A 25973-nucleotide genomic window follows, 5' to 3' on the forward strand; every position below is an offset into this window, starting at 1 on the left:
TTCGAGTGTCTGCGGCCCGAGCACCAATACAACCGCGAACGGGAATGACATGGTCTCGATCGACGTGATTGTTCCGCAAATTGCCCCTCGCCGATGGCAAGAGCTCGTCATCGAGCGGCTTCGGGCCGACGGTCATGACGTGGCCGTGCTGCATCAGGCCGAAGCGGCCGCCTGGCCGGCTGCGGCAAAGCTCGCCTTTGCCTTCGAGCAGCGCCTGTTTCGACGGAAAGGGCCCGGCCTCGGCGCTCCGCTGGACAGGATCGAGGCACGATCCGGCGGCCTGCCCGCAACGTTGAGACTGGACCTCGCCGGCAACGCGGCGCCGTCGGATGTCCCGACGATTGGCCTGCTGTTTGACGGGTCGGCCTCCGACCTCTCGGCGGCGACGGCGGTCGCGGCCGGCAGGCTGCCGGTCATCGAGGCCGTCCTCGACGGAAAGATGGTGGTGGGCCGGGCTCGGCCGATGGTGGAGAAGCGGGAATCGGCGGCGCTCGGCACCGAGGATGTGCTGGTCCGCGCCGTCACGCTGGTCGTCTCGATCGCCCGTGCCTTCGCCGAAGGCCGGCCTTTTCAGGCAGAAGGAACGCCTGACGCCCAGGGCCGAAAGGGCGCGACGGCGTTTGGCTTCGCCACCGCCTATCTGGGCTCCGCGCTGCCGCGGCTCGGCCGGGAGGCCATAAGGCGCGTCGGTTATCGCCATGCGCATTGGCGCGTCGGCTACCGCTTCACCGATGCGCCCGGCGTGGCGGACACAGGCCGGCTCGGAACCGGCTGGTCGGTCCTGCCGGATCCGGGCGACCATTTCTACGCCGACCCTTTTCCGTTCGAGTGGCAAGGGCAGTCATTCCTCTTTGTCGAGGATTACCCTCATGCGACCGGCAAGGCCGTCATCTCCGTCGTGCCGTTCGATGCGAGCGGCACACCCGAAACGCCGAGGGTCGTGCTGGAGGAGCCGCACCACCTCTCCTACCCGCAGGTGTTCGAGCGTGACGGCGCGGTCTGGATGCTTCCCGAGGCCAGCGCCGGCGGCAGGCTCACCCTTTATCGCGCCACGGGCTTCCCGGAACGCTGGACCGCCGAGACGGTGCTGGTCGAAGGCGAGATCTCCGACGCGACGCTGCTCGAGCATGGCGGACAACTTTGGCTGTTCGCGACCGATCGCGACGGTTACGGCAGCACGTCCGACACGCTGGTGGTTTTCAGCGCTCCGGCGCTCTCCGGCCCGTGGACCCCGCATCCCATGAACCCTGTCCTGATCGACCTTCGTATGGCACGCCCAGGCGGAGCTTTCGTTCGCAACCGGGAGGGCCGTATCCTGCTTCCGGTTCAGGACGGAACGCTCGGCTACGGCGGCGGGCTTGGCCTGTCGGAATTGCTGGACCTCGACCGGCGGACGGTGCGGCTTTCGCAGCCTCGGCCGATAGACCCGGAAGGCGATTGGCCATACCCGAAGATCCACACCCTCAACCGCGCGGGCCGGCTGGAAGTGATCGACGGGATCGCGGCGGCGCGAAAGCGTTCAGGGAAGCAGTAGCGCCTCGTAGCCCGCGCACATCCTCGCCGGCGAGTACTTGTCCCTCAGTCGCCGTCCCGCCGCGGAGAGCCTGGCCATCAGTTCCGGCCTGGCGAGCATCTCCGCAAGCCCCCCGGCCATGCCGTCGGCATCGGCGTTGACGAAGATCGCCGCCGCTTCGCCGTCCTCGGCCGTCAGCACCTCGCGCATCACTTCAAGGTCGTTCGATACCACCGGCAGACCGGAAATCGCCGCTTCGACGCAGGCAAGGCCAAAGGTCTCGGTCGTCGATGGAAACGCATAGGCATCGCCCGCAGCGAGGAATTCGAAAATGCGCGCCGTAGGAACCTCGCCGACCAGATGCAGCCGGTCCGCCAGGCCCCTGCTTCCGGCAAAGTCGACGAGCGCGTCCCGCTCCGGTCCGACGCCGGCAAGCGCCACATGGACATCGGGAAGCCGCTCGAGCACCCCAACCAGCGCGATCTGGTTCTTCATCTGCGTCAGGCGCCCGGACGAGACGGCGAGCCAGGCATCGCGGGGCAAGCCGAAGGCGGCGCGTGCCGCCGCCTTGTCGAAATCATCAGCTGGTGCGGGAACGCCGTGATCGATGCGCCGGATCCGCCGCCGATAGGCTTGCGGATAGCGATCGAACTGCGCTTGCGTCCAGGCCGAGTTGACGACATTCGCCTGGTAGAGGCCGAGCACCCCCATCAGTCTGTCGATCCGCGAGAGCAGGCCCATCACCCCTTTGGTCTGCGGCGCACCGCTCTGGTTGGCGACGATGTGCCGGACACCGGCCAGCCGGGCGCCGATCGTGCCGAAGATGTTGCCGTAGTGCTGGTAGGAGATGACCGCATCCGGCCGCGCCGCGCGCAGATAGGCAGCAAGGCCGATGGCCGCGCGGACCTGTCCCGGCAATCCTTTCGGGGGTTCGGCAAGGACGAAATCCGCGTGCGGATCGCCATCGAAGGCGTCCGTCTTCCTGTACATGAAAACGGTGCGCACATCGTGCCCGCGAGCCCGCAAGCCTTCACCCACCATGTCGGAAATGCGTTGCGCGCCGGCCGCTTCGGCCTGGGTCTGGACCTGGATGATCCTCACATACGCCCCTTCAGCGCCACGCGGGCGGCGAGCGCCGGCCTTCCCATAGTGAAGCCGAAGACCGATGGATCGATGCCTATTCTACGCTTGGCGATCGACACGGCAATGGCGGTCCAGGCGATGACCGTGCCGGCGATGCTGACAGCCGCGCCGATGGGGCCGAAGAAGTAGGTCGTCACGGCGGTGGCGCCGAGGCCGAGCGCGTTGACGACGACCAGTACCTTGAACAGCGCATGCTGCAGGCCGGTCAGTTGCAGCAGCACCTCGATCGGGCCACAAGCCGTGCCGAACGTCGCGCCGATGCCGAAGATGACGAGCGTCGCCCGCATGGTCGGCGTGGCGTAGGCCGGATTGAACATCGACAGGATGAAGCCGCCCAGGATCCAGAATGCCGCGAGCACGCACAGCGCGATCGCGAAGCTGCCGAGCGCGGCGAGGCTGGTGATGCGCTGAACATGCGCCCTGTCGCCGCTGTAGAAGGCGCTGGAAATCTGCGGCGCAAGCGCCTGGTTGATACCGTTGAGCGCAAGCGCCACGAAACGCGTCGTTCGGTCGGCGACGAAGATCGCGCCAGCGGCCTCGGGTCCGAGGATCATGGCCACAAGCAGGGTGCTCACCTGCCCGAGCGCCGGCGGCAGCGAGGTGACGCCCCACAGGCCAAGCGTCACCGTCTTGAATTCCTGCTTCTGCCCTTCGCTCAGCGGGCCGCGTTCCGCGCGCGCCGTGTCGCGCACCAGTCGCACTGTCTGCGGAACGACCGACAGGATGAGCAGCAGGGCGGTCAGCCAGGTCGCCTCGACCGCGCTCATCTCCACGCGCATGAAATGGCAGACGAAAAGGATGCCGATCGTCGCCGCGCGCCAGATGATATCGCGCGGCAAAAGGCCGGATATCAGCGCGTTCTTGGCCCGGAAGGCGCCGGACGTGAACTCCGACCAGCCGAGCGAGAAGGACAGCACTGCGGCCGCCAGGCACAGCGAGAACCATTCCGGCGTGCCCTTGCCGATGAACGGCAGGAATCCGACCAGCAGGATCAACAGGCTGGAGCCTATGAGCCCCGCCAGCGCCACCAGAATGGCGCGCGCCATCATGCCATGGGCGGAGTTGAGATCGCCAAGCCCGGCATATTGCGGCCAGAACCTGAGCACGGTGCTCTGCTGGCCGACCGAGGCAAAGAAAGACACCAGGCTGGCGCCGGCATAGGTCGCGCTGTAGAGGCCGAACTGCCGTCCGTCCATCACCATCGCGACGGCGACGAACATCAGGAAGGACAGGCCGGCGCTGGCAAGCTTGATGACGCCGGCCACCGCGCCGCTCTTGGCGAGCGCCACGATGGGCATGCGCATGCCGGCCGCGGGGCTGGCGCTCCCGGCCACGGCGTCGCGATCGGCTTGATTCTCACTCAACGTCGGCCCCTGCAGCAATCAACTTGCCTAACCCCCGCGGCAGGCGAGCCGACGCTGAAACCTGCCCCCTGAATAGAGCAAAAGCCCGCAATCGCGCCAGCGCGAACGCTGCTCATGGTTACCGTTAGCGCGAAATGAATCGCGTAAGCACCTCGGTAACCTTAACGAAAGGCTAACGTTAATCCTGAATACTGGACCGTGTAGAGTGGTGTCGGGACGCCGCGCCTCTGCAGGGGAAAGGTAATGAAGCCAGCCAGGATCGACGATCGCGCTCTTCCGCCATTGTTCGATATCGGACCGTTGTGGGCCATCCTTTGGGGGCGCCGCCTGCTGGTCTTTGCCATCACCGGCGCGGCTCTGCTTTTGGCGCTGCTCTACCTTGCCGTGACGAGCCCCAGCTACACCGCGACCGCCTCGATCCTGATCGATCCGCGCGACGCGCGCGCGACCAATTTCAACAACGTCCTACCGGGCATCGGGGCCGACAGCGCCGCCATCGCGAGCCAGGTCTTCGTCATCGAATCGCAGGACCTGCTGGGCACCGTCTTCGACAGCCAGAAGCTCCAGAATGATCCCGAATTTTCGTCCCGCGGGCCGATATCGCGCCTCATGTCCCTGTTCGGAGGGACCTCCTCGCAGGATGCGGCATTCAAGCGTTTCCAGAAGGCGGTATCGGTCGAGCGCGAGGGGCTGACCTATGTCATCAATGTCTCCTTCACCTCGCCGTCGCCGGAGAAGGCGGCCCGCCTCGCCAACGCCATCGTCGACCGCTACAAGGCGAGCCTCGCCGGCGAGCGCGAAACCGCCAATGACGATGTGAACTCCCTTCTCAACGACAGGATCAAGGGCCTGCAGAAGGACGTCAGCGACGCCGAGCGCGCCGTCGAGGACTTCAAATCGCAGCACAGGATCGTTGATCCGACCGACGGCGGCACGCTGCAATCGCAGCTCGACCAGCTGACGACGCAGCTGATCGCCGCGCAAGGTGACGCCGACAAGGCGAAGGACAGGTACAATCAGGCGCTGGCGGCGGGCACTTCCGCGGCAGGCCTCGCCAAGCTCTCGGAGATACTCTCCTCCAACGCGGCCGCCAATCTGCGCGACGATTACAATCAGCGCGCCACCGAGCTCGCCAACCTCGAAACCATGTACGGGCCGCGCCATCCGGCGATCGGACGCCTGAGGTCCGAACTCGATCGCATCAACCGGCTCATGGCCGGAGAGGCGATGCGCATCAGGCAGCAGCTGAAGGCCAACTACGATCTCGCCGTCCAGAATGCCGCAAAGCTGCAGGACAAGCTCGAAGCCCTGCGCCAGCAGTCGCAGGACTCCAGCCTGGCGCAGGTGCAGTTGCGGCAACTGGACTCCAGGGCCCAGGCCGCCCGCACCGTGCTCGACGACTTCCTCAAGCGCGCCCAGGAAACATCACAGCTGCAGGGTGTCCAGACATCCGAGGCGCGCACCATAAGCGCCGCCGCGCCGCCGCTGCAGCCGACCTGGCCAAAGCCGGCCCTGCTGCTGCCGGTGAGCGTCTTTCTCGGCCTCATGGCCGGATGCGGCCTCGCTTTGACGCTAGGCCCGGTCGGCCGGCCGCAGGATGATCCGTCGAGCCAACGGCGGGACGCTCCGCAGGCGGTCGATCCAGCCAAGGATGGCCCGCGGGCCAAGCCCCGATCGCTGCCCGTGCCGGCCGATTTCGGCGCATACCGCTTGCCCGGGGTCGCCGGGGGCGCGGCGCTTGCAAACATCAAGGCGATGAGGAAGTCGCTGTTCGAGACCGGCAACGAAACGCTTTCGCTGGCCGTGCTGAGACTGATGCGGCAGATCCTCGAGCGCCTGAGCGACCACCCCAAACCCTTTGTGTTGCTGGTGTCTTCGATGCAAAGCAGCGCCGAGGCACGGCTCGCCGGCGCGATGGTCGGGATCGGCCTGCAGCGAGCCGAACAGAATGTGCTCGTGGTTGAAGTCGGAGACCTGCCGCATCGCTCAGGATACGGCTCCGGCCTGTTCATCGACGGCGCCAGCGGCCTGCGCACGGTTGCAGCCGGTGTTGCGGCCGGGCAGGGTCAGCAATCGCGCGATCGCAACAGCTTGCGCAGCATTCTTGCCGAAGCCGGCAACGCCTTCGATTTCGTGCTCGTGGTCGCCCCATCGCTTGGCGAAGAAGGTTGGGACCCGGAGCTTTCTGCCAAGGCCGATCTCACGCTGTTCGCGTTGAACCGGTCCGAAAGGGCATCCGACGCCGCCGATCTGATCGAGCGGCATCTCGGCGCTGGCCAAGTCGAACGCAGCGCCACGCTGGTGATCGCGCAGGACAGCGCCCAGCCCGGCAAGACCCTGCACGACGTCCCGTCGAAGGCCGGCGACTGGCGCCGCGGCGCTATCGCGAGGACCTGATCCATGCGGGCGCTGGGGCAGGCATTGCCGGCGCTGTCGCGGCGGCGAGCGCTTGCCCTGACCGGCGGCGCCCTGCTTGCAGCCTTGCCTTTTTCCGTCTCCGCCACGCTGCCGGCGAACAAGCGCGCCGTTCCCTCGCATGGCTTCAACCTTCCGGGATGGTTCGAACGAGAAGGCGGGAGCGCCCCTGCCCCGGCCGTTCTGGAGAAGCTTCGTCAAACGGGGTTCGAAACGATCCGCTTGCCGGTGAACGGCGATCTCGTCGCGGACGGCAACCGGGCGGCATTGCGCGGCATTCAGCGTGGCGTGGCCGAGCTTGTCGGGCTCGGCTTCGCGGTGCTGGTGGACATGCACCCTTCGGGTGATCTTCGCGCCGCGTTCGAGCGCGATCCGACAGCCGCCGCCAGGCAGGTGGTTCAAGCCTGGACGGCGCTGCGCGTCGTCATTGCCGACCTGCCGGAGGATTTGGTCTATCCGGAGCTGTTGAACGAACCGCCGATGGAGCGGAGCGACTGGCTCGGGCTGCGCGATGAGCTTGCCAGGACCGTGCGCGCCAAATGTCCGCTGCACACGCTGGTCTGGGGACCGGCGCGCTTCCAGGGTATCTGGGAGATCGGCGACACCCCGCCGCTCGCCGATAACAGGCAGATCGCTGCCATCCATTACTACGCGCCCATGGCTTTCACGCATCAATGCGAGACCTGGGATCGATCGCCGCTCGCCCGTCTCGCCAACCTGCCCTTTCCTGCGACGAAGGACTCGCCGCCGGTCCGCGCGCTTGTCTCCAAACTCCAGGCGGCGGGCGACGAAGAAGCTGCTTCCCTTCTGGAGCAGGAACTGTCGAGCCCCTGGACCGAGGCGCGGATCGCCTCGGATTTCGCTGGGCTCGGGCACTGGTCGGCGGCCCAGCACTGCCCGGTCATGCTGAACGAGTTCGGCGTGCTCAATTTCTGCGTCGATGCCGAAAGCCGCGCGCGCTGGGTTCGCGCCGTGCGCAGGGCGGCCGAGGCCAACCAGATCGGCTGGGCCCATTGGGAGCTCGACCAGGGGTTCGGTTTCATCGCCAGTAGGCAGAGCGCGGAAGGGTTCGACCGCTCGATGATCGCCGCCCTCCTCGGCGGCGACGGCGAGGACTGACATGGACAAGGCTCAGCACATCCGGGCGCCGATGCCTGCGACGGTCAGGGCTGACCGGCAATGAGCGTCACCGGGACATATCCACCGGTCGGCCTGGACGCGTCGAGGCTGGAGGCGTCGCGCGATGACGCGCTGCTGCATGTCATCGTGTCGCTCTCCGTCGTTGCCTTGACGGTCTCGGCCTTCGCCGTCTGGACACCGTTCGGCATCGCGGCGACATTCCTGCTGACGCTGATCGTGGCCAACGCCATCCCAGCGGGCGTCCCGGTCCTGATCATCTGCGCCTTCCTCTACCAGAACCTCATAGTGACCTGGTACACCCCTTACATCCCCGACAACGACACGTTCGACGCGCTGCGCGGCACCAACTTCGTCATCCTGATGACCGCCTTCTGCATCTTCCTTGCCGCGTCGTTCCAGCAGCGCGTGCGCGCCCTAACCGAATTGCGCTTCTGGCTGCTGCTGAGCATCGTTCTGTGCGGGACGATCTGTTTCTATCTTGCCCTGGGGATCGTGCACGGCCAGCCCAAGGATGCGGTCGTCTATTTCCGCAACACGATCACGCCGCTCGCCTGCTTCCACATCGCGGTGCTTGCCGCCAGCCTCTATCCGGTCGACCTGCGCAAGAGCATGTTCTGGCTCGGTGCCGGTGCCATCATCTACGGCTACGTGGAGCTGACCTTCACGATGGATTTCCTCAGCCTGTTCCACGGCGACCTTTACATCCAGCGCAACATCGCGCGGCAGATCGAGACCGGCGTCTGGGAGAAGTCGCTCAAGGAAACGGGCTTCGTTTTCCGCGGCCTGCAGGACGTGATGACGACGACCTTCTTCAACACGCCGTTCTTCAACGACATCCTGCCAAGCGTCTTCCGCATCGGCGGCCCGAATTTCCATTCGATCAGCTACGCCTACGCGCTCAGCATCATCTCGGCCTGGCTCCTGTTCAGAGGCCGCTGGCTGCTGCCCATCGCCGCCCTGCCGCTGCTTCTGGTCATCGGCTCCAAGGGCGCAACGTTCCTTTTGCTCATCGCGCTCGCCATGCGCATCATCTACCGCCCTTCCCGCGCCCGCCTGACGCTCGCCGCCGTCCTGGCCCTGGCAGCGATCTGGACGACCGCCGCCATCGCCTATGGCGCCACGCATGGCGACTATCACGTGCTTGGCCTGATGGCCGGCCTGCGCGATTTCATGGCCAACCCGCTTGGGCAAGGATTGGGATTCGGCGGCAATCTGTCGAGCACCAGCCTCAATCTCAGCTGGGCGACCGCCCAGGCCGAGGGCGTCGCGTCCGTCCCCGTCGAAAGCGCGGTCGGCGTCATGCTCTACCAGATGGGGATTGGCAGCTTCGTCTTCTTCGGCTTCCTCGCAGCGCTCGCCGTGGCGGCACGGCGGCGGCTGATCGACACCGGCGACCCGGATTTCCTGTTTGCCTTTGTCGGCATCGTCACCATCTCGGCCAATGCCGTGCTGCAGGAAGAGGCGTTCTACTCGCCGCTCGCGCTCAGCTTCTGCCTGCTGCTCGTCGGTGTCTCGCTCGGAACGCACTGGCGCGAGGTAGCGACGGCGAGGGCCAGTCAGCAAACCTGATCTTAAGGGCCGAATATCACCAGTTCGGTGAATGTCAGATCCCCGGGCGAAGGCGGTTTCGGCCCTTTGAAATATTTCAGCCCCTTGTTCGCGAAGTAGCGGCCGAACAGGCCTGCGATCGGCCCATTCGCATCGACGAGGCAAAGCAGGATTCCGCGCCGCAGGAGAATGCGTCCCACGGCGCCGGCGCAGCGGCCCAAATCCGCAAGCGAACGGCAATAGACGATTTGGGCGCACGGAATCAGGCCGTGCAGGATGCGGCGCGGCATCAGCACCAGCGGATACGCCGCCCCGTCGCGAACACAGATGAAGGAGAGGCAGCCCAGCGCGGCATGGTCCTCGAGAATGGATCTCTCGCTGTCCGACAGCATCGCCATCTCGGCGAGATCGGAGCGGACCTCGAGCACCCGGCATGACGGCTGCGCCGAACTCAAGGCGGGCAGGAACGCGAACTGGCCGCTGGCGAAGAGGCGAAAGCCGAGCGCCTTGTTGGCGTTCAATGTCGAGGGTGCCGGCGAAATGTTGGTGTAGGTCACATCCCTTCGCCTGAGCACCGGCCAGATCAATTTCATGGCGTAGGGACGGAATGCCTTGTCCACGGACCAACTTGAGATATTGCAACGGATTTCGTCGCCCTCTCGCCCCGGGTAACGGGCATAGAGGGTCAGCACGACCCCGACGATCCGGCCGGAACTTTCCAGCGCAAAGCCATATCGCGGACAACCCTCGATCGCGGGCCGCTCCGCCAGACGGATCAGCGCATGCATCCAGTATTTGCGGCGGCGCATCGGAAAGCCTCTGCGCAGGCAATCGAGCACGCCTTCCCAATCGTCTTCGCGAATTGGTCGACAGCTGAGATCGGAGGGAGGAGCGCCAGGAACGGCCATCGTCGACTCGGGAGTACTACCAAACCAACTGGATAGCTTCACGTTCGTACTTATGCTACTTCGCAAAAATTAACAAACTCTGCGCCGTGGCAGGCGTTTCTGTAGTCATTCCTGAAATACAACCTTGTACAACCATCGCCACTTGGCCGCGGTGCGTTCGCCGGAGAAGTCACCGCTCGCCAGCCTGAAGTGCAGTCAGGCCCACTCGCGGCGCAGGCGCCTTATTGCGCGGCGCTTTGCTTCGGGTATTCGAGCTGCATGGCGACAAAATCGGTCGTGTCCGTGCCATAGCGGTCGGCGATGTTTCGAAGCGCCTGGTCCAGCGCCACGGCCGGCGGCTGATGCTCGAAGCCGGCGATCCGCGCTTCCGAAGGCCAGTTGGCGATGACCTGGTCGGGCAGGATGCGCATGCCGTTGCGGCTCGTGACGGCTTCAGTCGTCGCGGAAATCGTCACGGCGCGCGAGCGGTAGGTGCGCGACCATGCATCGGCGACAAGGGCGAGCGACACCTCGTCCATGCCCAGCGTCAGTTCCAGCCCTAGCTGTTCGCGATCCCAGAATGCGAGCGTGTTGCTGATCGCCGTCAGCGCGAAGGGACGCGTGAACTTGAAGGCGCCGCTGGCATGGCGCGCATCCCAGCCGGTGAGCCCAAGCTCGTGCGCGACGGCTTCGGCCTTCCGCCTGCCGGCTATCGCCTCGATCAGGGTCAGCATCATCGGCATCGACGCCGTGATGCCCGTCGTTGTCGCCACATCCTGGTCAACCACGAAGCGCCGGTCGGCGACATAGTGGATCGAGGGATGCCGGTCGCGAAGCTCGCCCACCGAATACCAGTGCGTGGTCGCCCGCTTGCCGTCGAGCAACCCGCTGGCGCCGACCACCTTGGCGCCGGCGCAGATGCCAATGACGATGGCGCCCTTGGCCGACTGGCGCTTTAGCCATTCAAGCACCGCAGGATCGTCGTCGCGGCTCATCGCCGGAACGATGACGTAGTCGGCGCCTTGCGGATGCCGCGCATCGAACTCCGCCACTGTCGCATCCGGTTCCACCTTGAGCACCGGGAACAGCGTCACCGGCCCCGGCTGTGTCGCCAGCATCATCACATCGGCGACATCGGCGCGCCTCAGGATGCCGTAGGGCATGAGATAGTCGGTGGTTTCGGTGGCGTCGTTGATGCCGATGATGGCGACCAGCGGCCGCTGCCGCTTTCGCGGCCGCAGCGCCGCTACCGTGGCGTCCGCCTCCTGCCTGTCGATCGCCGGCGCGGCGAAGGCGTCTGATGCCGGCGGCAGCGACAGCACCCATCCCGCCCCAGCCACAAGGACAAGCAGGACGGCGGCGACTCCGCTCCACAAGATGGTCCGCAAGCGCATAGTTCACTCCCATCAGGTCGAAGGATTGACCCGAAGTGTAAAGACGCTAGGCTTTGTCCGAAATGACATAAATCGTGCAAAAACTGCCATGAAACGGACAGTCGCGATCATTATCCATCCGGGTTTCCAGCTGCTGGATGCCGCGGGCCCGACGGCGGCCTTCGAGATCGCCGGTCGTTTTTGCCCCGGCAGCTATGAGCTGGCGATGCTGGCGCCAGGCGGCGGTGCGATCGAAAGCTCCTCGGGCATCAGCCTCGCCACCGAGCCTCTGCGCGACGAGCGCTTCGACACGGTCATCATTTCCGGCGGCGAGATCGTGCGCTCGCTGGCGGCGGCCGAACAGATCGCCGCCTGGCTGAAACGCGGCCGCGCGCGGCGGATCGCCAGCGTCTGCTCGGGCGCTTATCTGCTGGCGGAAGCCGGGCTGCTCGACGGGCGCCGCGCCACCACGCACTGGGCGAGCACGGACGATTTCGCTCGCCGCTATCCGAGGATCAGCGTCGATGCGGACCGCATCTTCGTTCACGATGGCGATGTCTGGACCTCGGCCGGTATTTCCGCCGGCATCGACCTCGCGCTCGCCCTCATCGAGGACGATCTCGGCCAGGATGTCGCGCGCCGCACGGCGCAGCAGCTTGTCGTTCACCAGCGCAGGTCCGGCCAGTCGCAGTTTTCCTCGCTGGTGGAGCTCGGCGGCCGCACCGGCCGCTTCGCCGATTTGATTGAGTGGATGCGGGACCATCTCGCCGAGCCGCTGACGGTCGAGATTCTCGCCGACCGCGCAGCCATGAGCCCGCGCCACTTCGCCCGTGCCTTCACTGGAGAAACGGGAACCACGCCTGCCAAGGCCGTGGAGCGGCTGCGCCTGGAAACCGCCCGAACCGCGGTGGAGACCAGCTCCGCCTCTCTCGATCGTATCGCCGCCGCCACCGGTTTCGGCGATCCCGGCCGCATGCGCCGCGCCTTCATGCGCGGCTTCGGCCAGCCGCCCCAGGCGCTGCGGCGCTCGGCGCGGCGATAGCGGCCGCTCCGCGTCAGCCCAGCTCGAGCGTGGTCATGCCGAACACCCTGGCTTGCGCGTTTGCCGGCACGCCTCCCCGATACATCCGGGTCGTGCTGAAGCCGGGCGACAGGCCGGCGGCCCCAAGCGCTGCGGTGAAATCCGCATTGGCCACCGGCACGTCGATGTGCAGCGTGCCCCTCATCATGTCGGTCAGCGCGGCCAGCAGCCGCAGCGCGGTCTCGGTATCGTCGGCGAACAGCGGCCCGACCTTGAACCCTTCCCGACACTGCCGCGCCACGCCATAGCCGCAAATCCGGCCGGCTTTCATGGCCAGCAAGGCAACGCGCGGCGGCTGCAGCCATCCTTCGAGGAAAGCCGGCCGTGGCGCCGGGAAACAGCCGCGGTCATAGGCGAGGACGTCGGCAAACCGATCGGGCGTCAGCGGCCGGATGTCGCCGCTACCGGCGAGACCTGCGGCATGGCCGCTGTAGCGGAGCGTCTCGTAGGCGGGCTGAAATCCCATGCGCCGATAATTGGGCTGCTGCTCGACGACACCGTCGAGGCCGATCGTGCGATTGCCGAGCCGCGCCATGCCGGCGTCCCACACCGCCTTGCCATGCCCCTCGCCGCGCCGGTCGGGTCGGCAGATATAGAGGCCGATGAAGCCGAAGCGGTCGCCATAGGCGACGGCCGAGATGCCGGCCACCATCTGGCCGTCGACGAAGGCGCCGATGAAGCCTTCGGGGTCGGCCGCCTGGAACACGGCGGCATCGCCAAAGCCCGGATTCCAGCCTTCGCCCGCGGCCCAGTCGACAAGCATTTCCACCTCCTGCGAGGCGAGCACGCGGATTGTTCTCGGCATCGTATCACTCGGCGGCGACGGCACCCGGGGCGAAGGATTTCAGAACGCCACGATAGGGCTTTGCCAGCGGGTTTGCATAGGCGCCGCGTTTGGATGTCGACAGGCCAAGCGCAATCAGCGCCTCGGCCTGCTTCACCGCAGCGCCGACGCCGTCGATGACCGGCAGGCGGAAATCCCGTTGCAGTTCGGCGGCAAGATCGGCCATGCCGGCGCAGCCGAGCACGATCGCCTCGGCGCGATCCTGCTCGATGGCGCGCGCGATCTCGTCGCGCAGCTTGACGATGGCGCCCGACGACGGGTCCTCCAGCGCCAGGACCGGAATGTCGGCGGCGCGCACGCGGGCCCGCGCGGCCATGCCGTAGCGCCGCACCAGCTCTTCGACCGGCACGCGCGAACGTTCGGTGGTGGTCACCACGCTGAAGCGCTGGGCAATGAAGGAGGCGACGCTGAGCGCCGCTTCGCAAATGCCGATGACCGGGATGGCCGCCATGGCGCGCGCCGCGTCCAACCCGGTGTCGTCGAAGCAGGCAATGATCGCCGCCTGCGCGCCGGCACGCTCGCCGGCGGCGATCTCGACCAGCAGGCCGGGCACGGCAAGTGCCTCGTCGTAGTAGCCCTCGATCGACACCGGCCCCATCGACGAGGTGACTGCGAAGATCTCCGTCGAGACGCTGGCAACCGAGCGGGCGGCCGCCGCGACGGTTTCGGTCATGCTGGCGGTCGTGTTCGGGTTCACCACAAGAATCTGCACGTTGGCTCCGTTCAGGCTCGCGCCCGGCGGCGGCCGACATAGACGATCGCGCCGAGCGTCAGCAGGATCACCAGGGAAGAGAACACGGTGGTCACCGTGCCAAGCGCATAGAGCACCGGCGTCGTTACATTCGTCGTCATGCCGTAGATCTCGAGCGGCAGCGTGTTGAAACTGCCCGACGTCATCAGCGTGCGGGCGAACTCGTCATAGGAAAGCGTAAAGCCGAACAGGCCGACGCCGATCAGGCTGGGCGCGATCATCGGCAGCACCACATGCGCGAAGGTCTGCCAGGACGACGCCCCGAGATCGCGCGCGGCTTCCTCATAGGCCGGCGAGAAGCGGTTGAAGACGGCGAACATGATCAGCACGCCGAACGGCAAGGTCCAGGTCAGATGCGCGCCGAAAGCCGACGTGTACCAGGCGGGACGAAAGCCGATCTGCTGGAAGACGACGCCGATGCCGAGGCTGATGACGATCGACGGCACGACCAAGCTGGCGACGGCGAGATAGAACAAGGCCGCGGCGCCGCGAAACTTGCGACGGAAGGCGAGCCCGGCGAGCAGCGACACCGTGACCGTTACCGCCATCACCATCAGGCCGAGCGCCAGCGAGCGCCTGAAGCTGCCGCCGAAATCGCCTACCGCCTGCTTCTCGAACAGATTGGCGAACCAGTGCAGCGAGACTCCGTTGAGCGGGAAGGTCAGCCCGCCATTCTCGCCCTGGAAGGACAGGATCAGGATCGCCGACAGCGGCCCGTAGAGAAACAGCACGAACAGGGCGAAGAACGCCGCCAGCAGGTAGAATTGGAGAGTTCGCTTCTCGCGGTGCATCGCCTCAGAGCTCCTTGCGGATGTCGACGATGCGCAGGATGCCGGCGACCATCAAAAGCACCAGCACCAGAAGCACCACCGCGTTGGCGGCGGCGGCCGGATACTGCAGCAGCGACATCTGGTTCTTCATCATCAGCGCGACCGAGGCGCTCTGCCCGCCCGACATCACCTGGACGGTGGAGAAGTCGGCCATCACCAGCGTGACGACGAAGATGGTGCCGATCGCCATGCCTGGCTTGGCCAGCGGGATGACGACGTTCCACAAAATTTGCCAGCCGGAGGCGCCGGCGTCGCGCGCGGCCTCGAACAGCGAGCGGTCGATGCGCATCAGCGTGTTGAAGATCGGCGTCACCATGAACAGCGTGTAGAGATGCACCATGGCGAGCACCACGGCGAATTCGGAATAGAGCAGCCATTCGACCGGCTTCGGCACCAGCCCCAGCTGCACCAGCGTCGAGTTGACCAGCCCGTTGCGGCCAAGTACCGGGATCCACGAGATCATGCGGATGATGTTGGAGGTCAGGAACGGCACGGTGCAGACCAGGAACAGCACCATCTGCATGGCCGTGGTGCGGATGTGGAAGGCTAGGAAATAGGCGACCCAGAAGCCGATGAAGAGCGTCAGCGCCCAGACGATGGCCGCGTATTTCAGCGTGTTGAGATAGGTCTTCCAGGTGACCCAGGAACCGAGCACATCCGCATAATTGGTGGTCAGAAAATCCGGATACATCGCCGCGAAATCGTAGTCCCAGAAGCTGACGACAACGATCATCAGGATCGGCAGCAGCAGGAACGCGCCGAGGATCAGGGCAAGCGGCGTCGCCTGCAGATAGGGGGCGATGGCGCCAATCGAGAAACGACGGCGCCTTACGGGCCTGGCCGCGGCCATTGCAGGGCGTTCGAGCGCGACTGTCATGCTGGATATCCGACGAGTGGTTGTGTTTGCGGATGACGACGGCGTCGCCGCCGTCATCCGCCATCAGTGCATCACGCCGCGATGAACTCGTTCCAGCGCTTCACCATGTAGCGGTCCTCGTCCATGACCGAGTTCCAGCAGGCGACCTTGCCCATGCGCTGTTCGAACGAGCCGCCGTCGCGCACCGCGCCCGCCTTCTCCATGACCTTGCCGTCCGGCGACAGGATATCGCCCTTGGCCGCCTTGCCTTCGATCCAGTAGCCCCACTCGTCCTCGGACATGAACTTCTTGGCCGACACCATGTTGGCCGAGTAGTAGCCCTGGCGGTTGAGATAGCCGCCGACCCAGCCGGACGTGTACCAGTTGATGTATTCGTAGGCGGCGTCGAGCTCGGCGCCCTTGAGATGCGCGGCAAGGCCGAGGCCGCCGCCCCAGGAGCGATAGCCTTCCTTGAGCGGCTGGAACCGGCAGGCGATGCCCTTCGAGCGGACCGCGGCCACGGCCGGCGACCACATCGACTGGATCACCACTTCGCCCGACGCCATCAGATTGACGCTCTCGTCGAAAGACTTCCAGAAGGCGCGGAACTGCCCGGCCTGCTTGGCCTTGATCAGGAAGTCGATCGTCTTGTCGATCTCCTCCTTGGTCATGTTGCCCTTGTCGGCGTATTTGATGTTGCCGGTGGCCTCCATGATCATCGCCGCGTCCATGATGCCGATCGACGGAATGTTGAGGATCGCGGTCTTGCCCTTAAAGGCCGGGTCCATGATGTCGGCCCAGGTGGTGATGTCGCGGCCGACGAGGTCGGGACGGATGCCCAGCGTGTCGGCATTGTAGATCGTCGGCACCATGGTGAACCAGTCGGTCGGCGCCTTGGCGAAGACCTTGCTGTCCTGCGCCTCGACATAGCCGACCGTGTGCGGCGCGGTACCCTGGGCGATGACGCTGTCCGGCGTCAGCTTGCCGGTTTTGAACAGCGGCACCAGTTCGTCGTAATATTTCAGCTTGCTGACATCCATCGGCTGCAGCACGCCGGTGGGAAACACCTTCTTGCAGATCCAGTATTCGATGTCGGCGATGTCGTAGCTGTCAGGTTGCGTCACCGCGCGCTGCGCGGCGGCGTCGGAATCGGTCGCCGTCATCTCCAGCGTGATGCCGAGGTCCGCCTTGCACTTCTCGGCGATGGCATTGAGGTTCGACACGCCGGTGCCGAACTGGCGCAGCGTGATGTTCGATTTCGCCCAGATCGTCGGGAAGCCGGTGATGATGCCTGAGCCGGCGGCAAGGCCGACCGCCGCGGCACCCGTCTTGAGCAGCGAGCGGCGGGAAATGCCTGTCTTCTTGTCGGTGGTGTTGGTCATTGTCAGTTCCCCTTTTTGGTTGTGATGGTTCAGGAATTGAGGCGGCCGAGGATTATCGTGTCCTCGACATCCCAGGCGATCGGCACCGCGTCGCCGACGGCGACCGGCCTGGCGAAGAAGCTCTCGTCATCGAGGATGACGGTGAAATCCTCGATGCCGGCGCCATTGACCGAGAGCTTCACGGTCGCGCCGCGATATTCGATGTTGGAAACGATGCCGCTGAAGCCGAGCCCCGCCGCCGGCGCTTCGCCGACGCGCACACGATCGGTGCGGATGGCGATGTCGATCGGCGCGCCGGGTTCGCGGGCCTGCCCGCTCGCGGCCAGTGAGGCGCCACCCGGCACATCGAAGAACGCCAAGCCGTCGCGCTCGCCGCTGACACGCCCGGAGACGACATTGTGGTCGCCCATGAAGCGGGCGACGAACGCGGTCGCCGGCCGTTCGAACACCGTGCGCGGCGGCGCCGCCTGCTCGATGCGGCCATCGTTCATCACCACGATCAGGTCGGCCAGCGCCATCGCCTCCTCCTGGCTGTGGGTGACGTGGACGAAGGTGATGCCGAGCGAGGCCTGCAGTTTCTTCAGCTCCGCCCGCATACGGATCTTCAGGAATGGATCGAGCGCCGAAAGCGGCTCGTCGAGCAGCAGCGCTTCGGGGTCGGTGATCAGCGCGCGCGCCAGCGCCACACGCTGCTGCTGCCCGCCCGAAAGCTGCGCCGGACGGCGGCTGGCATAGCCGTCCATCTGCATCAGCTTCAGCATGTCGAGCGCCTTGGCGTGGCGCTCCGCCTTGCCGACGCCCTTCATCTTCAGGCTGAAGGCGACGTTGTCGACAAGGTCGAGATGCGGAAACAGCGCGTAGGACTGGAACATCATGGCGGTGCCGCGCCTGGCCGGCGGCAGGTCGGTAACGACAACGTTGCCGAGACGGACGTCGCCGCTGGAGATGCTTTCGTGCCCGGCGATCATGCGCAGCGTCGAGGTCTTGCCGCAGCCGGACGGACCGAGCAGGCAGCAATAGGTGCCGGCCGGGATCTTGAGGCTGATGTCCTCGACAGCGGTGGTTGCGCCGTAGACTTTCGAAACGGACACGATGTCGATCTCGGCGGCTTTGGACATCCGGGCTCCTCTTTGCTCGGATTAACCAAAGCATCATGCGTGCCAGTTGCCCGCCGCTGCCCTCAAGCGGTTGAATCCTCGAGAAAATCGGCGACCGCGCTCACCGCCTGACAAAGCGGCATTCTTGTGCGATGCACAAATTATGGGCGATTGTTGGCGATGTAAGCAGAAATCGTATGCAATCTTTTCTGCGATTGCGTTCACTTTGGCTCTCGTGCAGGCGGCCCGATTCAGGCTAGAAGTGCTGAGGGACCTTACCGCCATGAACATCGCCGACCAGACCTTTCCTGCCGTCGACAATGCCAACGAGGATCGCGCCCAGGCGATCCGCGACCAGCTGCGCGACGCCATCGTCGACCGCCGGCTGGCGCCCGGAACAAAGCTGTCGGAAGGCGAGGTCGGCACCCTTTTCGATGTCAGCCGTACCGTCGCGCGCGCGGCGCTGCAGATGCTTTCCTTCGAAGGCCTGGTGCGCACCGAGCGCAATCGTGGCGCCTTCGTCGCCAATCCCTCGCCGGAAGAGGCGCGCCAGGTCTTTGCCTCGCGCCGGCTGATCGAGCCCGGCATCGCGATTGCCGCTGCCGGGCGCATCACACCGGCTGACGTTGCCGCCTTCAAGGCACAGCTCGAAGAAGAGGGCCGCTTCATCGCCGAGCGCGGGCCGAGCGCGAGGCGCTCCGAGATCAAGGCTTCCGGCGATTTCCATCTGCTGCTGGCATCGGTGGCCGGCAACGTCATCCTGCAGCGATTCATGGAAGAACTGGTCGCGCGCTCCTCTCTGGTGATCGCGCTCTATGGCCGCTCCGGCATTTCGAGCTGCGGCCACAACGAGCATCTGCAGATCCTGCAGGCGCTGGAGAACGGCAACGCCGAACGCGCCAGCGCGCTGATGCTGCACCACATCGACCATATCGAGGCCGATCTCGACCTGCGCGTCAGGAGCGGTCCGGCACTGCGGCAGGCGCTCGAGTCCTGACAATCATCGCCGGCCGGATGGCGCGAAACCTATGCCCGCCCTTTGCGTGCATCAATGCAACCGGGGCTGTCGGCCTGACTATTGTTGGGAGTGGTTTTTGCGAACGGTTGCAAAGAGTTAACGGGGGAAAACGGCCTTGGCCCGAATGCAACCTGACCTACTTTGGTACGGTGATCGCGCCACTGGACACCAACGATGAAGGCTGGAAATGTGCGCCCTGTTTTCACGGTTCGGAGGGCTGAATCGGAGCAGGAGCAGGATGGCGCTTAAAGCCGAAGATATTGCCGGCCATCCGGCTGTACACCGCGGTGTCCAGGAACAGTCGCGGGCACTTATCCAGATCTTTGAGACGAGCCCGCGGCTGGCTGCGATCTTCGCCACGCAGCAGCGCTGGCTGATGGGCCATGTCGGCCTCGCGCTGCATTTCAGGCGCGACCCGAACGACCACCACACGGCGCTGACCCTGGCGCGCTTCCTCAAGGTCATACGCCAGAATTCGGTGGCCAGCCGCAACACGGCGGAAGCCTTCATCAAGGAGATGCTGCATTACAACATCGCAGAATATCTGCCGACCAGCGGAGATGCGCGCGCTCACCCTATGCAGCCGACAGCGGCCACCATCAAGACATTCACCGGCTGGGTCCTCGCTCATCTGAGGACGCTGGACAGCCTTGACGGCGGCAACCGGCTGGCGACCTTCCTGGAGCGGCCCGAAATGCTGGCCAGATTGCAGCCGCTGATCGCCGACGGCCTGCTGTCCTCGACGCCGGTACGCGAGCCCGAGCAGACCTTCTCCCTGTTCATCTGGCTCAACAATGGCGGCATCGTCATGGACTGGCTGATGTCCGGCATCGATCCGCAGAATGCCGGGTTGGACCGCATCCCGACCAGCATCGTTTCAATCGCGGAGTTTGCCAAATGGCTTAAGCTGTCGCGCACCCATCTCGCGCGCAAGCTGCACGACGCCGAGGAACTCGGCAGCATCGGCTGGACCGGCCAGCGCGGCCATTCCCTGATGTGGGTTTCGAAAGAATTCTACCACGAATACATGGCCGTCCAGGCGGCCAAGCTCGCCGTTGTCGACGCGGCCTTCGAGGCCTGTTTTCCAGCGCCGGATAGCGGCTGAGCAACCGCCTTCTTCACAACCTGCGTGATGCCCTGCCGACCGTCTGGCGGCGGCTGGTTGAAACTGCTATCGGCTATAGTCGTCGAGACGTAAGCGGGTCTGGGGGGATGACGCTGAACGCCGAAGAGATTGCCGACCATCCGGCGCTGCACCGCTGCGTGCGGATGCAGGCGCTTGCGATGAACCAGGCCTACCAGGCAAACCCGCGCCTTTCGTCCGTCTTTGCCACGCAGCAGCGCTGGCTGATGGCCCATATCGGCCTGGCCCTGCATTTCAGGCGCGACCCCGGCGACTACCGGAAGGAAGCGACGGCGGCCCGTATCATCGACGCCATCCGTCAGCATCAGGTGGCCAGCCGCAACACCGCCGACGCCTTCATCAAGGAGATGCTTCACTACAACTTCATCGAGGTCGTGCCGGCCGACGAGGACGCGCGCATTCGCCCCGTGCAGCCGACGCGGTCGAGCCTGGAGGAGGTGCTGGGCTGGATGCTTGCCCATTTGCAGACGCTGGACGGTCTCGACGGCGCGAACCGGCTGTCCCTCTTTCTTGCGCGATCCGACGCGCTGGCCAGGCTGCAGCCGCTGGTGGCCGACGGCTTGCTTTCGTCCCACCCGGTGCGCGAGCCCAAACAGACCTTTTCGCTGTTCACCTGGCTGAACAACGGCGGCGCCGTCATGGACTGGCTGATTTCGGGCATCGATCCCGATCATGCCGGCCAGGACCGCATCCCGACCGTCGTGGTCTCGATCGGCGACTTCGTCGGATGGCTGAAGCTCTCGCGCACCCACCTTGCGCGCAAGCTGCGCGACGCCGAGGAGATGGGCAGCATCGGCTGGCTTGGCCAACGCGGCCAATCGGTGATGTGGGTGTCGCGCGATTTCTACAACGAGTACATGACCGCCCAGGCCGTGAAGCTGGCCATCATCGACGCCGCATTCGCTGAGGCCTTCGGCACGCAGCCGACAGCTGATCGCTGCGGCATCCCCGTACGGGAGATGCCGCAAATCATGGTCATCAACCCATCGAGTTGCGATGGCCTCAGTCGATGTCGAAGGACACGCCCTGGGCCAACGGCAGCGCCTTGGAATAGTTCACCGTGTTGGTGGCGCGCCGCATATAGGCCTTCCAGGCATCCGAGCCGCTCTCGCGGCCGCCGCCGGTTTCCTTCTCGCCGCCGAACGCGCCACCGATCTCGGCGCCCGAGGTGCCGATGTTGACATTGGCGATGCCGCAGTCCGAGCCGTCGACGCCGAGGAAGCGCTCGGATTCCTGCAAGTCGCGGGTGAAGATCGACGACGACAGGCCGGCGCCGACCGCATTGTGCTCGTCGAGCACGGCGTCGAAATCGGTGTATTTCATTACATAGAGGATCGGCGCGAAAGTCTCCTCCGTAACCGGCGCGACCTGCTTCGGCATTTCGACCAGCGCAGGGTGCACGTAGTAGGCGTCCGGATGGCCGTTCTCGACCCGCGAACCGCCGGTCACCTTGCCGCCATGGGCGGTGGCTTCCTGCAGCGCCTTCTGCATGTTGTCGAAGGCGGCCTTGTCGATCAGCGGACCGACCAGCGAAGACGTCTCCAGCGGATTGCCGACCGAGACGCTCTGGTAGGCCTTCTTGAGGCGCGGCAGCAGCGCGTCGTAGACGCTTTCGTGCACGAACAGGCGCCGCAGCGTCGTGCAGCGCTGGCCGGCCGTGCCCATGGCGCCAAAGGCGATGGCGCGCAGCGCCATGTCGAGATCGGCGGTCGGGCAGACGATGCCGGCATTGTTGCCGCCGAGCTCCAGCACCGCGCGCGCGAAGCGCTTGGCCAGCCGCGGACCGACATCCCTGCCCATGCGGGTCGAGCCGGTAGCCGAGACCAGCGGCACCTTCGGATGGTCGACCAGGATCTCGCCGACGGCGCGGTCGCCGATCAGCACCGGCGCCAGTCCTGCCGGCGCGTCACTGCCGAAGCGCTTGACCGCGCGCTTGAAGATCGCCTCGCAGGCAAGCGCTGTCAGCGGCGTCTTTTCCGACGGCTTCCACACCACGGCGTCGCCGCACACCAGCGCAAGGGCAGCATTCCACGACCATACCGCGACCGGAAAATTGAACGCCGAGATGACGCCGACGACGCCCAGCGGATGCCAGGTCTCCATCATGCGGTGGCCGGGGCGTTCGGTGGCGATGGTCAGGCCGTACAACTGCCTGGAGAGGCCGACGGCGAAATCGCAGATGTCGATCATCTCCTGCACCTCACCAAGGCCTTCGGACGGGATCTTGCCGACCTCGATCGACACCAGCCGGCCGAGCTCGGCCTTGTGTGCGCGCAGTTCCTCGCCAAGCAGGCGCACCAGCTCGCCGCGCTTCGGTCCCGGCACCAGCCGCCAGGCCTGGAACGCCTTGTGGGCGGCGTCGATGGTCCTGGCCGCATCCGCCGGCGAGATCGTCGTCAGCGCCGCGATCTGCTCTCCCGTCACCGGGCTGCGCACGATCAGGTCGCCGCCGGAGAGTGCGTCCTTGGCGACGCCGAGTTTCTCCAGAAGTGCGGCCGTTTCCTTCGCTATCGTCATTTTTGTCCCTTTCAGATCCCGTCGCAAGGCAACAGGACAAAGCCATACGCCACCCTATCCGTGCCGTCGGGCACGTCGGAGCGCGTTCATGGCGTGGCATTACTCGTTTCGGGGAAAAACCGCCACCCCGGCATGGTCTAAGCCCGGCGCCCAAGGTTGGGCCAGACTTTCGAGACGAGAGCTCAGCGCGCCTTTTGCGCGGCCCGCTCGGCGCCTTCCTTCATCAGCCGGTCGATATGCATGCGGATATGGGCCGCCTCGGCGGCGGTGTTGGCAAGCGCGATCGCCCGGTCGAAGGCAACGCGCGCCTCATCGCCGCGGTCGAGCTGCATCAGCAGCCCGCCCTTGAGGCCAAAGAAGTGGAAATAGCCGGACAGCCTGTCAGCAAGCGGCTCGATCATGGCGAGCGCCGCCTCGGGCCCGCGCACCTTGGCCACCGCGACGGCGCGATTGAGCGTCACCACCGGCGACGGCTGCATGCGCTCGAGCAGGCTGTAGAGCAGGTCGATCTCGGTCCAGTCGGTATCCTCGGGCTTCACCGCCCGTGCATGCAGCGCGGCGATCGCCGCTTGCACCTGGTAGGGGCCGGGCTGCTGGTGGCGCAGCGCCTTGTCGACAAGCGCCAGGCCCTCGTCGATCATCTTGCGGCTCCAGAGCGACCGATCCTGGTCCTCGAGCAGCACGATCTCGCCACTGGCGTCGAAGCGTGCCGGCGCTCGCGCATGCTGCAGCAGCAGCAGCGCCGTCAGCCCCATGATCTCCGGCTCGGTCTGGAACAGCCTGAGCAGGAGCCGCGCCAGCCGGATCGCCTCCTCGCAGAGCGGCGCGCGCGCCGGCGCCTCGCCGCTGTTGGTCGAATAGCCCTCGTTGAAGATCAGGTAGACCATCGCGGCCACCGCTGCGAGCCGCTCCGAGCGCTCGACGGCGCCCGGCGTCTCGAACGGCACGCCGGCATCCGCGATGCGCGCCTTGGCGCGGGTGATGCGCTGCTCCATGGCGCTTTCGCCGACCAGGAAGGCGCGCGCGATCTGTTTGACGGTAAGGCCGGATACGATGCGCAAGGCCACCGCGATCTGCTGCGTCGCCGGCAGGTCCGGGTGGCAGCAGATGAACAGGAGCCGCAGGATATCGTCGCGGTAGTGGGCGCCGTCGAGACGCTCGGCGATATCGCTCTCGGCATCCTCCAGGTCGGAGATCTGGTCCTCTTCCGGCAGCGGCGCCTGCTTGGACCGCTTGCGCACTGCATCGATGCCGCTGTTGCGGCCGACGAAGATCAGCCAGGCGGCGGGATCGCGCGGCGGGCCGTTTTTCGGCCAGTTCTTCAGCGCCCTGAGGCATGCGTCCTGGAAAGCCTCCTCCGCGGCGTCGAGGTCGCGGAAGTAGCGCAGCAGCGCGCCCATCGCCTGCGGACGGGCGGTGCTGATCGCGGTGCTTATCCAGGCAAGCTCGGTCATGCGGGCACTCTGGCGGGATTGAAGATGGAAACCGGGCGTATCTCGTAGGAGCCGCCGCTCGGATTGACCTCGGAAAGCTCGCGCGCGAAGTCGACGGCCTCGTCGAGATCGGCGCATTCGAGCGTGTAGAAGCCGAGGAACTGTTCCTTGGTCTCGGCGAACGGGCCGTCGATGACGACCGGCTCGCCCTTGACCCTGCGCAGCGTCGTCGCCGCGGTTGTCGGCAGCAGGCGCGCGACCGGCCCAAGCCGCCCGGCCTGGGCGTATTTTTCCTGCACGTTGAGGAGCTTGGCCATCACCTCGTCGTCCTGTTCCTTGCTCCAAGAGCAGACGACGTCTTCGGAGGCATAGCAGAGGATGGCATAGAGCATGGCAAGTCCTTTCCGTATCAAAGGACGCGACAGTAGGGCCCTTCCCGACACAACGTCGATAAAAAAATTGCCGAGCGATCACACGGGCTTGGCTGCCCTCCCCGCGCCATCGGTCAGGCGCAGCGCGCCTCAAGCCATCTCAGCACAAGCGTCTCCTCTTCGTCGAGGCCGGGTATCCGGCGTTTTCGCTTGCTGGCCTCAGCCATCTCGCTAAGCAGCCGCCCCTCCGACCAGGCTTCGAAGACCAGCGGGTGGATATAGCATTTGCGGCAGACCGCGCGCGTGTTGCCGAGGCGCTCGGCGACCCTGTCGATGATGCCGTTCATGACCCGCTTCATCTGCGCCTGGCTTTCCGGACGCCCGGTTTGCGCAAACAGCGATGCGGCGTGGATGGTGCCGCCCCAGGTGCGGAAATGCTTCGAGCTGAAATCCGCGCCGGCCGCGTCGCGGATGTAGCCGTTGACGTCGCCGGAGCCGACAGGATGCCGGTTGCCGTCCTCGCCAAGATACTGAAGCAGCTTCTGGCCCGGAAGCTCCTGCGCGCCGCGCACGATCCTGGCGATCCGGCGGTCGACCAGTTTCAGCTTCCATTCCTTGCCTGACTTGCCCTTGAAGGCAAACCGCAGGCTCGATCCCTCGATGTCGACATGGCGGTCGCGCAACGTCGTCAGCCCGAAACTCTTGTTGTCGCGGGCGTAGGCGGCATTGCCGACGCGGATCATCGTGTTGTCGAGCAGCCAGACGGTGGCCGCCACGACACGCTCCGCCGGCAGGCCGTGGCGGCGCAGATCGGCATCGATGCGGCGGCGCAGTTCGGGCAGGCTTCTGGCAAAGGCGATCAGGCTCGAATATTTGGCGCCGTCGCGCTCGGCCGCCCACAGCGGATGGTAGCGGTATTGCTTGCGTCCGCGCTGGTCCCGACCGGTCGCCTGGATATGGCCGCAGGCATCGGGCGAAATCCACACGTCGGTCCACGCCGGTGGAATTGCGAGCGCCCGGATGCGCGCAAGCGTCGCCGTGGAGACCGGGCGGCCATGGCGCCCGAGATAGACGAAGCCCTTGCCCTTTCGCAGCCGACGAATGCCGGGATCGGCATCGCTGACATAGGTGAGCGATGCACGCTCGGCCGATTTCTGCGCGCCGTTCTTTTGAGTTTCGTCCTCGCCTGCCGGGCGTTCAGGGGCGGATTGCGGTCGTTGCAGCATGACGGATCCACGGAACTGGTCCGTAGATAAGCCGGCAACC

General features: G+C 65.7%; 20 protein-coding genes and 2 pseudogenes. 8 read left to right on the forward strand and 14 right to left on the reverse strand.

Annotated features, from left to right (window positions below; translation table 11 throughout):
- Window positions 1-49 precede the first annotated feature (49 nt).
- Window positions 50-1534 (forward strand): hypothetical protein, encoded by a 1485-nt coding sequence (locus EN846_RS07495; protein ID WP_127393561.1) that lies wholly within the window; start codon window positions 50-52, stop codon window positions 1532-1534.
- On the opposite strand, the gene EN846_RS07500 is transcribed toward EN846_RS07495, so the two are convergent.
- Window positions 1520-2614 (reverse strand): glycosyltransferase family 4 protein, encoded by a 1095-nt coding sequence (locus EN846_RS07500; RefSeq protein ID WP_127285318.1) that lies wholly within the window; start codon window positions 2612-2614, stop codon window positions 1520-1522. The genes EN846_RS07495 and EN846_RS07500 overlap by 15 nt on opposite strands.
- Window positions 2611-4020: a lipopolysaccharide biosynthesis protein gene (locus EN846_RS07505; RefSeq protein WP_127285317.1), complete on the reverse strand. Its 1410-nt coding sequence runs from the start codon at window positions 4018-4020 to the stop codon at window positions 2611-2613. Before EN846_RS07505 ends, EN846_RS07500 begins: the two co-directional genes overlap by 4 nt.
- 243 nt (window positions 4021-4263) lie before the next feature.
- Here EN846_RS07505 and EN846_RS07510 point away from each other — a divergent pair, with 243 nt between their 5' ends.
- From EN846_RS07510 to EN846_RS07520, 3 genes are read left to right on the forward strand one after another with little or no spacing between them, the layout of a single operon-like run.
- Window positions 4264-6417: a GumC family protein gene (locus EN846_RS07510; protein ID WP_127392768.1), complete on the forward strand. Its 2154-nt coding sequence runs from the start codon at window positions 4264-4266 to the stop codon at window positions 6415-6417.
- Window positions 6418-6420: 3 nt separating this feature from the next.
- Window positions 6421-7554 carry a cellulase family glycosylhydrolase gene (locus EN846_RS07515; protein WP_127392767.1) on the forward strand — a complete coding sequence of 378 codons (1134 nt, stop codon included), beginning with the start codon at window positions 6421-6423 and terminating at the stop codon, window positions 7552-7554.
- A gap of 60 nt (window positions 7555-7614) precedes the next feature.
- Entirely contained in the window at window positions 7615-9144 is a 1530-nt protein-coding gene (locus tag EN846_RS07520; RefSeq protein ID WP_127392766.1) for a hypothetical protein, read from the forward strand.
- A 2-nt stretch (window positions 9145-9146) separates the two neighbouring features.
- On the opposite strand, the gene EN846_RS07525 is transcribed toward EN846_RS07520, so the two are convergent.
- Window positions 9147-10031 (reverse strand): hypothetical protein, encoded by an 885-nt coding sequence (locus EN846_RS07525; RefSeq protein ID WP_245493241.1) that lies wholly within the window; start codon window positions 10029-10031, stop codon window positions 9147-9149.
- 221 nt (window positions 10032-10252) lie between these two features.
- Window positions 10253-11404 (reverse strand): DJ-1/PfpI family protein, encoded by a 1152-nt coding sequence (locus EN846_RS07530; RefSeq protein ID WP_127392764.1) that lies wholly within the window; start codon window positions 11402-11404, stop codon window positions 10253-10255.
- A gap of 88 nt (window positions 11405-11492) precedes the next feature.
- Here EN846_RS07530 and EN846_RS07535 point away from each other — a divergent pair, with 88 nt between their 5' ends.
- On the forward strand, window positions 11493-12425 hold the full coding sequence (locus EN846_RS07535; RefSeq protein WP_127392763.1) for a GlxA family transcriptional regulator: 933 nt from the start codon (window positions 11493-11495) through the stop codon (window positions 12423-12425).
- Window positions 12426-12438: 13 nt separating this feature from the next.
- Here EN846_RS07535 and EN846_RS07540 read toward each other — a convergent pair whose 3' ends face one another.
- The 6 genes and pseudogenes from EN846_RS07540 to EN846_RS07565 all read right to left on the reverse strand — a co-directional run bounded on the left by EN846_RS07540 (window position 12439) and on the right by EN846_RS07565 (window position 18245).
- Window positions 12439-13269, reverse strand: a complete 831-nt coding sequence (locus tag EN846_RS07540; RefSeq protein WP_128345988.1) for a GNAT family N-acetyltransferase — start codon at window positions 13267-13269, stop codon at window positions 12439-12441.
- Between the two features lie 4 nt (window positions 13270-13273).
- Window positions 13274-14020 (reverse strand): aspartate/glutamate racemase family protein, encoded by a 747-nt coding sequence (locus tag EN846_RS07545; RefSeq protein ID WP_127393690.1) that lies wholly within the window; start codon window positions 14018-14020, stop codon window positions 13274-13276.
- An 11-nt stretch (window positions 14021-14031) separates the two neighbouring features.
- Window positions 14032-14850, reverse strand: coding sequence for an ABC transporter permease (locus EN846_RS07550; protein ID WP_127393691.1), 819 nt, complete (start codon window positions 14848-14850; stop codon window positions 14032-14034).
- Window positions 14851-14854: 4 nt separating this feature from the next.
- Window positions 14855-15694, reverse strand: a pseudogene (locus tag EN846_RS07555) (ABC transporter permease); the annotation flags it as partial.
- 143 nt (window positions 15695-15837) lie between these two features.
- The gene (locus tag EN846_RS07560) at window positions 15838-17127 is read right to left on the reverse strand and encodes a PotD/PotF family extracellular solute-binding protein (RefSeq protein ID WP_127393693.1); all 1290 of its coding nucleotides are present in this window, start codon (window positions 17125-17127) and stop codon (window positions 15838-15840) included.
- A 29-nt stretch (window positions 17128-17156) separates the two neighbouring features.
- Window positions 17157-18245, reverse strand: a complete 1089-nt coding sequence (locus EN846_RS07565) for an ABC transporter ATP-binding protein (protein WP_128345989.1) — start codon at window positions 18243-18245, stop codon at window positions 17157-17159.
- Window positions 18246-18507: 262 nt separating this feature from the next.
- Here EN846_RS07565 and EN846_RS07570 point away from each other — a divergent pair, with 262 nt between their 5' ends.
- From EN846_RS07570 to EN846_RS07580, 3 genes and pseudogenes are all read left to right on the forward strand, one after another.
- Window positions 18508-19221: a GntR family transcriptional regulator gene (locus EN846_RS07570; protein WP_127284722.1), complete on the forward strand. Its 714-nt coding sequence runs from the start codon at window positions 18508-18510 to the stop codon at window positions 19219-19221.
- A gap of 259 nt (window positions 19222-19480) precedes the next feature.
- On the forward strand, window positions 19481-20347 hold the full coding sequence (locus tag EN846_RS07575; RefSeq protein WP_187331327.1) for a hypothetical protein: 867 nt from the start codon (window positions 19481-19483) through the stop codon (window positions 20345-20347).
- Window positions 20348-20454: 107 nt separating this feature from the next.
- Window positions 20455-21291, forward strand: a pseudogene (locus EN846_RS07580) (hypothetical protein); the annotation flags it as partial.
- 97 nt (window positions 21292-21388) lie between these two features.
- Here EN846_RS07580 and EN846_RS07585 read toward each other — a convergent pair.
- The 4 genes from EN846_RS07585 to EN846_RS07600 form a co-directional block, all read right to left on the reverse strand.
- Entirely contained in the window at window positions 21389-22903 is a 1515-nt protein-coding gene (locus tag EN846_RS07585; RefSeq protein ID WP_127392994.1) for an aldehyde dehydrogenase family protein, read from the reverse strand.
- Window positions 22904-23085: 182 nt separating this feature from the next.
- Window positions 23086-24357 carry an RNA polymerase sigma factor gene (locus tag EN846_RS07590; protein ID WP_127284726.1) on the reverse strand — a complete coding sequence of 424 codons (1272 nt, stop codon included), beginning with the start codon at window positions 24355-24357 and terminating at the stop codon, window positions 23086-23088.
- Complete coding sequence (locus tag EN846_RS07595; RefSeq protein WP_127284727.1) at window positions 24354-24728, reverse strand: YciI family protein; 375 nt, start codon at window positions 24726-24728, stop codon at window positions 24354-24356. The genes EN846_RS07590 and EN846_RS07595 overlap by 4 nt, the downstream gene beginning before the upstream one ends.
- 113 nt (window positions 24729-24841) lie before the next feature.
- Window positions 24842-25933: a DNA topoisomerase IB gene (locus EN846_RS07600; protein WP_128345990.1), complete on the reverse strand. Its 1092-nt coding sequence runs from the start codon at window positions 25931-25933 to the stop codon at window positions 24842-24844.
- Window positions 25934-25973 lie beyond the last annotated feature (40 nt).

This window comes from Mesorhizobium sp. M4B.F.Ca.ET.203.01.1.1, from assembly GCF_004791025.1.
Taxonomy (GTDB): Bacteria; Pseudomonadota; Alphaproteobacteria; order Rhizobiales; family Rhizobiaceae; genus Mesorhizobium; species Mesorhizobium abyssinicae.